The organism is Leptolyngbya cf. ectocarpi LEGE 11479 (assembly GCF_015207065.1).
GTDB classification, from domain to species: Bacteria; Cyanobacteriota; Cyanobacteriia; order Phormidesmidales; family Phormidesmidaceae; genus Leptothoe; species Leptothoe ectocarpi.
This window is the reverse complement of sequence record NZ_JADEXP010000312.1, coordinates 1-7,691: the sequence shown is the minus strand read 5'-3', so window position 1 is coordinate 7,691 and position 7,691 is coordinate 1. Positions and strand designations below refer to the sequence as shown.

7 protein-coding genes and 1 pseudogene are annotated in these 7,691 nt (G+C 49.9%); 5 read left to right on the top strand and 3 right to left on the bottom strand.

Annotated elements, in window-relative coordinates:
- Nucleotides 1-88 precede the first annotated feature (88 nt).
- From IQ260_RS23980 to IQ260_RS23970, 3 genes are all read left to right on the top strand, one after another.
- Nucleotides 89-1,240: a pentapeptide repeat-containing protein gene (locus tag IQ260_RS23980; protein ID WP_228016391.1), complete on the top strand. Its 1,152-nt coding sequence runs from the start codon at nt 89-91 to the stop codon at nt 1,238-1,240.
- Between the two features lie 261 nt (nt 1,241-1,501).
- On the top strand, nt 1,502-2,077 hold the full coding sequence (locus IQ260_RS23975; RefSeq protein ID WP_193995603.1) for a hypothetical protein: 576 nt from the start codon (nt 1,502-1,504) through the stop codon (nt 2,075-2,077).
- Nucleotides 2,050-2,901, top strand: a complete 852-nt coding sequence (locus IQ260_RS23970; RefSeq protein WP_193995602.1) for a hypothetical protein — start codon at nt 2,050-2,052, stop codon at nt 2,899-2,901. Before IQ260_RS23975 ends, IQ260_RS23970 begins: the two co-directional genes overlap by 28 nt.
- Before the next feature lie 18 nt (nt 2,902-2,919).
- On the opposite strand, the gene IQ260_RS23965 is transcribed toward IQ260_RS23970, so the two are convergent.
- Nucleotides 2,920-3,156, bottom strand: coding sequence for a hypothetical protein (locus IQ260_RS23965; protein ID WP_193995601.1), 237 nt, complete (start codon nt 3,154-3,156; stop codon nt 2,920-2,922).
- 176 nt (nt 3,157-3,332) lie between these two features.
- On the opposite strand from IQ260_RS23965, the gene IQ260_RS23960 reads away from it, so the two are divergent.
- Both IQ260_RS23960 and IQ260_RS23955 read left to right on the top strand, forming a co-directional pair.
- Nucleotides 3,333-5,642, top strand: a complete 2,310-nt coding sequence (locus tag IQ260_RS23960; protein ID WP_322745037.1) for an NACHT domain-containing protein — start codon at nt 3,333-3,335, stop codon at nt 5,640-5,642.
- A gap of 44 nt (nt 5,643-5,686) precedes the next feature.
- Nucleotides 5,687-6,715, top strand: coding sequence for a metal-dependent hydrolase (locus IQ260_RS23955; protein WP_193995599.1), 1,029 nt, complete (start codon nt 5,687-5,689; stop codon nt 6,713-6,715).
- 27 nt (nt 6,716-6,742) lie between these two features.
- On the opposite strand, the gene IQ260_RS23950 is transcribed toward IQ260_RS23955, so the two are convergent.
- Nucleotides 6,743-7,519, bottom strand: a complete 777-nt coding sequence (locus tag IQ260_RS23950; RefSeq protein ID WP_228016392.1) for an FG-GAP-like repeat-containing protein — start codon at nt 7,517-7,519, stop codon at nt 6,743-6,745.
- Nucleotides 7,520-7,599: 80 nt separating this feature from the next.
- Nucleotides 7,600-7,691, bottom strand: a pseudogene (locus IQ260_RS23945) (IS5/IS1182 family transposase); the annotation flags it as partial.

Genomic DNA, 7,691 nt, shown 5'->3' with positions numbered 1-7,691 from the left:
ACCAAGTCTGATGAAATTGGAGCATTCCCTCATGAAACGAGCTGTTTAACCGTCTTTTTCCTTGTCATTGAGCGAGACCATGCTAAACATGACCGCAAATCTGTGGCGAAAAATTCATGACACTAACAACCTGGCCAAAGCGGACTTCACCGGTTCTAATCTCAAAGACGGATCGTTGCAGGGAGCCATTCTCGCTAACGCCAGTTTCATTGGTGCTAACCTCAACGGTGCCAACCTGCAAGATGCAGACCTTTCCAATGCCCAACTAGTCCAAGCCCAGCTCGACGAGGCCGATTTAACTGGCACTATCCTCACCGGAGCCTGTATCGAAGATTGGGGCATCACCACCCGCACCAAACTCAACGGCATCCGCTGTGACTATGTTTTCATGCGTCTGCTCTCTGACCGCAGACCAGGCCAGAAACGTCGCCGTAAACCTGATGATGAAGACAAAACCTTTGCCGACGGTGAGTTTGTAGACTTCATCGCCCCCATGGTCGAAACCCTGGACCTGTATCACAACCAGACCGCAGACCCCCGCGCCGTCGCCATTGCCTTCAGCGATCTACGACAACAAAACCCAAACGCAGACCTTGAAATCATCTCCATGGAAAAACGAGGCCAGAACTTAGACAAGTTCAACCTCCGAGTCTGCACCAACCCTCAAGCCGACCTATCCCAACTCCACCATCAATATTTCGACCGCTATGAGCATCTATTAACCCTGCCGCCCCAGGCTCTGATAGCCCTTCTCATAGAAAAAGAAGATAAGTCCCAAATGTTAGCCGGGATGATCGGTACTGCAATCAATCGCCCCGGTACCCATATCGACACCTACCAAAACCAAGGAGATACCACCGTGTCTGAGCAAGGATCTAATGCTTCTAAGTACAATCTCAGCAACGCCCAGTTCGCTGGAGGCTTTGCCGAAACCGTCCAAGGCAATATGGAAGGCGGCACCATCAACAACCAAGCCGCTGAAAAAATATCCCTCGCCGAAGCCGCCGCCGAAATTCAAGCCTTACTCAAGCAGCTAGAGCAAACCGCCCCAGCTGAGACCATGACCGAAAAAATGACCCTGGCCACCCAAGCCATCGCCCAAATCGAAGCCAACCCCACATTCAAACAACGTGCCGTCGCTGCCCTCTCTGCTGGTGGCATAAAAGCGTTTGAAAAGGCGATCGATCATCCCGTCGCTGCTTTTGTCGTAGGGGCGGTTGAAGAGTGGAAAAAATCGTAGGCGTTGCTCAGGAACAGGGCTGATTGGTCATTAGCTAACAGTAACCTTCGCTAAGAATTAGCCAATTCTGTGATTTCCCTCAGAATAAATATGAATTGAAGCTAACAAGAACTAGCCTGCTTTATATCGCCTAAATTTCACATATCAATTTCTGCTTCTTCGTGCAATTTACCCAATCTTCACCCGAAGACCAGAAACGCTACGGAATTTTTTTTCAAAATTCCTATCCATAATATGGGACACAGGAAACGAAAAAAAATTATGACTGACCCAAATTCTGCCGTTGAAATCCAGATTCGTCCACATGAGCTGATGGATCAATTAGGCATTAAAAAGGATGCTTACTATGCTTATCTAAAGGCGTTGGATATTACAGCAAATAAGGATTCAAATAATAAGGCATTCCTCACCGAGGAGCAGGCAAAATCAGTTAGGTTAATCCGTCAGCATGTGGTGGCCGGTGGCAAAATCGATGAGTTCGATTTGGAGCTGGCGTTGGAAACAGCTGCAGAGTCGGCGCTGGCTATTGCCGATAGTGGAGACATTGGAAAACTCAACGGGCAATCCGAGCCGGAACCTGTGCAGGAGATTGATCCATCGCAGGGCTTAGATATGGAAGCGCTGTATATAGAGGCGTCTGAAATCGCAGCCCAGCGGCTGACAGCGGGTGAGCAGGTGGTGATGGCCATGGCTAGCAAAATGACCTACGAAGATTTGCACCCTCAGGCCAAGGCCAAGGTTGATCACGTAAGGACTGCATCCGTCCCAAAGTTCAACCCCCACGAAGTAGCGGCCAACCTTCTGAACCAATGCCGTCAGCAGATGCAGGCGGCTTAGACGAGCGCTCCGCCGACTTCCAAAAGGTGTGCGCTGCTATCGAGTCGGGTAGCAGCGTGCTCGTGCTGGCTGAGCTGGGAATGGTGGGCGATATGCCTAAGCAGCTGGTGAAGCGGTATAGCTCTGAGTTTGCGATCGCAACCGCTATCTACAAAGGCAGTGGTAAGCGCTTCTTCGTACGTCTGGCCGAGCAGCTGGATATCCCCACGACTGAGGACAAGTACGACAAGAACGGCGAGCCCTGCGGTGAACGAGCCCTGACGATGGATCAGCTCAAGGATGAGATTGCGGAGAACGTAGGGCCGCAAACGTTGTTTATCCTGCCTGAGGCAAAGCGGCTGTCTACGGGAATTCGATATTGGCTGGAGGACTTGATTAATATGGGCGTCCGCGTCTGCTGCTTTGCGGCGGCGAACCCTGGTAAGGACATCTTTCTAGAGATGTTAGAAATCGAGCTAGAGTTACCCACGGACCAGATTATTCGCGAGACGATGCAGGCGGAGGCGGAGCGGCTGGGGTTGCAGCTGAGTAAATCGCGGTTAGCGGAGCTGCAGCCGTTGGCGGGGCGTAACCCGATGTTGGCGCGGAAAGTGGTACGCAATGAGCGGCTAGGGCTGAATCAGGAGGCGAGTCCGCAGCATACGCAGTACGTTGTTGTCATGCCGATTGTAGTTGCCTGTTTGATGGCGTTTGGCATCGTCCGGTTTATTGGGATGGGTACGCAGAACAAGAGCCTGTACATCTTTGGTGGTACGGCTTTGGTTGCTGGGATGACGATGAAGCAGTTGGGGCAGGTGCGCGGGGCGAGGAAGCGGTTGGGGTAGTGAGGGGAGGCTGTCTGGTTATTCATTCTCATCCTCATCGTTGGCTTGGAATAGGTCAGTGGCTTTGCTGCCTAGGAGGCCAAAGATTGCGCCTACACCCATTTGCCAAGTAGTGGCGGAACTCTCAAAGATACGGTCCTGGTGGGAAGAGATATTGTCTTGAGAAGCTAACCAGAGGGAGGTTCCTCCGGATAGCAAGGTGAGGAGTAGGACTGTAAAGAAAACCAGCTTAAATGGGGTGTTTATTGAGTTCATGGTTTTTCCGTGTTTGGGTATTAGGAGCGCTTCCTGGTTCATATTTATGGTTAGGGAAAAACTCTTAAAGTACAGTCCCAGTAAGGGTTTTAGAGAGTACGACTTTTAGACAAGTTCCGTACGACTTTGTATCTGATGACTAAAATGATGACCAGTGTTGTGGTTAAGTCATGGTAGTGGGGCGATCACTTAAAACCTGTCCAGCAGGTATCAAGCAAGCAGAAATTGCACTGACTAGTAAAGGATGGAGTCGAGAGGATCTTGCAGACCAGGTTGTCCTAGAAGGCAAAAAGACTACGCAGGGCATTGGTATCCAGACCGTTAAGAAGTTCTTCGCTGGCAAGCAAGGCGTAGATCGTAAGTACTTCGTTGCTATCTGTAAGACATTAGCTCTTGAATGGGAGGTGATTGCAGGTATGAAAAAAGCTGTCTTGGTGTTACCACAGGAAGTCCAAGATATCGATGCCTTAGTTCGAAAGGTACGGCAGCAGGTCGGGGTTTATATAAAAGAGCGCTGCGGCACTATGCGGGTGCTGGATATGACGCAACCGATCGGGATTGAGGATATCTATACCAGTGTCAATATTTTAAATAAGCTGACTGGTCGGCGACGGTTGGATATGTCTGAGCTGTTAGAGAACTTTAAGTTGGAGGATTTTGATCGGTTTGGATTGGGTCCGATCGTAGAGAAGCGAGTACCTGGGATAGCCGCTGTGCAGAAGTATAACAAGCTGATGGTGTTGGGAAAGCCTGGAGCTGGGAAAACTACCTTTCTCAAATATCTAGCGATTCAATGTAATGAGGGAGAGTTTCAGGCGGATTGTGCTCCTGTTTTTATTACACTCAAAGATTTTGCTGATGCTCGCAATCAGCCAGATCTACTGACGTTTATCCTTAGCCTCGTGTCAGCGTTCAGCGCTGATGATTTTTTGGTGATGCTGCAAGCGGGTAAAGTCTTGTTGCTACTAGATGGTTTAGACGAAGTGAGGGAGGAGTATGTCAGCCAGGTCCGACGGGAAATTCAAACGCTGGCAGATCAATATCCAGAGAATCAATTTGTAGTTACCTGCCGTATTGCCGCTCAAGATTATGTCTTCCAGCAATTTACCGAAGTTGAGGTCGCTGATTTCGATGAGCAGCAGATTGCCGAATTTGCTAATAGGTGGTTTCGCCTCAAGTACCCTGCTAAAGCTGAGAGCTTTATTGCCAAACTTCAGGAAGAAAAACGGATTCAAGAACTTGCCACTAATCCCCTACTGTTGACGCTACTGTGTCTTATCTTTGAAGAAAAAGGAAAATTCAAAGATAGTCGCGCTGAACTTTACAAGGAAGGGATTGAACTTTTATTAGAGAAGTGGGATGACAGTCGAGATATTAACCGAGACCAGGTCTATAGAAAGCTATCCACAAATCGTAAGGAAAACTTACTCAGCCAGATCGCCTTCACCGCCTTTGCCAAAAGTGAGTATTTCTTTAAGCAAGAAACGCTGGAGCAGCTTATTTCTGCCTACATCCAAAACTTACCTGACGCTCAAACAGATCCAGAGGCTTTGCTGATCAGGAGTGGTAAAGTCCTGAAATCGATTGAAGCTCAGCATGGTCTTTTCGTAGAACGGGCAAATTATATATACTCCTTCTCTCACTTGACTTTGCAGGAATACTTTACAGCTAGAGATATTGTTGTTGATCGACGACCAGACGCTCTTAATAAACTAGTTTCCCGTATTACCGAAAAACGCTGGCGAGAGGTCTTTTTGCTCACAGCAGAGATGCTACGAGAAGCAGACTACCTATTGGAATCGATGAAACTTCAAATTGATAACCTGTTAGCTGGAGATAACCAACTGCAAAAGTTTCTTATTTGGGTAAAAGAGAAATCTGATTCCGTTAAAGTCGCCTATAAACCTGCTGCTGTCCGCGCTTTTTATTTTGCCTTTGCGCTCGCCCGTGCCCGTAACCTTGCCCGTGAACGTGCCCTTGCCCGCGCTCTCGACCACGCCTACGACCGCGATCGCGTCCGTGCCCTTGCTCGGTCTCTCGACCGTGCCTTGGACCGTGTGCTCGACATTGCTCTCGACTACCCCCGTGCTCTTGCCTATGATCTCGCCCTTGCTGGCGACCTTGCCGGTAACCTTGACCGCGAGCTTGACCGTGCTATCGCCCGTGCCTACTCCAGTGATCCTGAATTAAACGAAGCTCTGCAGACTTTAAAGGATAACTTACCTGAGAAGGAAAGTGATTTAGATGAATACAATCACTGGTGGCAAACACAGGGTGAAGCTTGGGCTGAAGACCTAAGAGTTATTATGATTGAGCATCGTAATATCGGCCATGACTGGCAGTTTAGCGATGAGCAGAAAGAGAAGTTAAAGCAGTACTATGATGCCAATAAGCTATTGGTAGACTGTCTTAACAGTGACTGCTATATTACCCGTCTGGTAAGAGAAAAGATTGAAACTACCCTATTATTGCCGCTAACTACCTAACCATGGGCAAATTAGAACAGTAAATTATCCACAGGTCTGGGCCAATGATGGCAATCACCCACGCCGCGATCGCAACCGCAGGCGCATCCTTACTACTCGGCACCGCCCAACCATTACCGCTAGCGCTCGCCGTCCTGGGTAGCCAGTTCCCCGACATCGACACCACGACCAGCATCATTGGGCAGGTCTGTTACCCCATCAGCTCATGGATAGAAGACCGCTACCCACATCGCAGCGTCACCCATTCCTTAGCCGCGACTGTTGCTATTGCAACTATTTCCGTGACCATAGGTGCAGCGTTGGGCGATATCAAGCCATGGTTAGCGCTGCCGCTGAGGCATCTACTCAGCTGCTTTAGCGACTGCTTTACGCGCCAGGGCGTTCAACTATTTTGGCCTGATCCGGCCTGGTCTATCAGCGTCTCGAACCCGAAGCGGCGACTACGCACGGGTGGACCGGGTGAGTATTGGGTATTGGCGGTGGCTGTAGCGTTGCTGATTCTAGGTATCTGGCTAGCGGGCACGGGCGGCGTTACTGGCCAGGTAAACCAAAGTTTGGGCCTGCGTGACGGGGCCATGGCGACGTATAACGCTAATGCAGCCAGCGCTGAGGTGTACGCGGAGATAACCGGCGTGTGGGCCGATGACCGGACCCGAGCGGATGGACGCTATTTGATTTTGGATGCGGTGGGTCGTGAGTTTGTGGTTACGGATGGCCGGGGCGTTTATCAGACGGGTAAGCAGCTGCTGGTGGAGAAGCTGACGACGGCGACCGGCGCGGCGATGACACGGACGACGCAGACGCTTACGTTGAATGATGAGGATGTGGTTACTCGGCTGCAGGCGTTGCGGATGGCGAATCCGTCAGCGCGGGTTTATCTGTCTGGTTCCATCACTGTGGACTTTCCTGAGGATGTACGGCCTACGGTGCTGCCAAGGCAGCTGCTAGCTGTGACGGTGGTGGGTGAGTCGGTGGAGTTGGCTTATTGCGATTTGGAGGTTGCGATCGCGTTGCTGGATGATCAGTGGGCGACGGGAGTATTGACATTGTTGAGCTTGGCAGAGGCCCTATAAGATTTTAAATACTCCCGCTTCAACAAATCAGCCCCCCCCATTTAGACCATTGGCGGAGCCAAAGATAATGTTGACTGCTCCGGCCATGGTTTTGCCTGCAATGGTTTCTCCAAAGGCACCGACAGCTAAATCTGCAAAGCCGTCCTTGTTGAAGTCGCCTACGGAAAGGCTGTACCCAAATAAATCGAGAGACTCGGACTTATCTTGTAGCCCAAGATCATTTTGGGTGATCCAGTGGTTGTTAGTTGCTGTTAAGCCGTCTTTTGAAGAGCCATATAAGATATTAACTGCGCCTGCCTTTTGAACTGAACCAATGCTCTCTCCAGGTACACCAATAGCTAGGTCATCTTTCCCATCGCCATTGAAATCGCCGACAGCTAGAGCGGCTCCAAAGAGGTCATCTTTTTCAGCTCCACCTTTTATCCCCCGACTATTTTGATGCCATACCTGATCGCGGTTTTCTATAAGGCCTTTAGGGGACCCGTACAAGACATTGACCCATCCTGCATCTCGAATTGAACCTAAATCCTCGTTAGGTACGCCAATAGCCAAGTCATCTTTCCCATCGCCATTGAAATCGCCAGTGGCTAACACGCTGCCAAATTGATCATTGGCTTCAGCAGTACCTTTGATGCCCTCGCTATTTTGATGCCAAATCTGATTATTTCTATGTGTGAGCCCTCTTTTCCTGGAGCCATGCAGGATATTGATTGCTCCAGCATCTTTAATGGAGCCGACGTCCTCTCCAGAGACACCAATAGCGAGGTCGTCAATCTTATCGCCATTGAAGTCCCCCACTGCCAGAGCGGAGCCAAAATTATCGCCTTTTTCTGCAAGACCTATGACCTTAGAGGATGTTTTAAAAGGTAGAGGGGTGTATCAAATCATGCCAGTCTCCTGAGCATCAAGCGAGTCATGGCAATATAAATCATGGCCTCAGATGATTCGGGTAAGCGTTCATAATCCTTACTCAGGC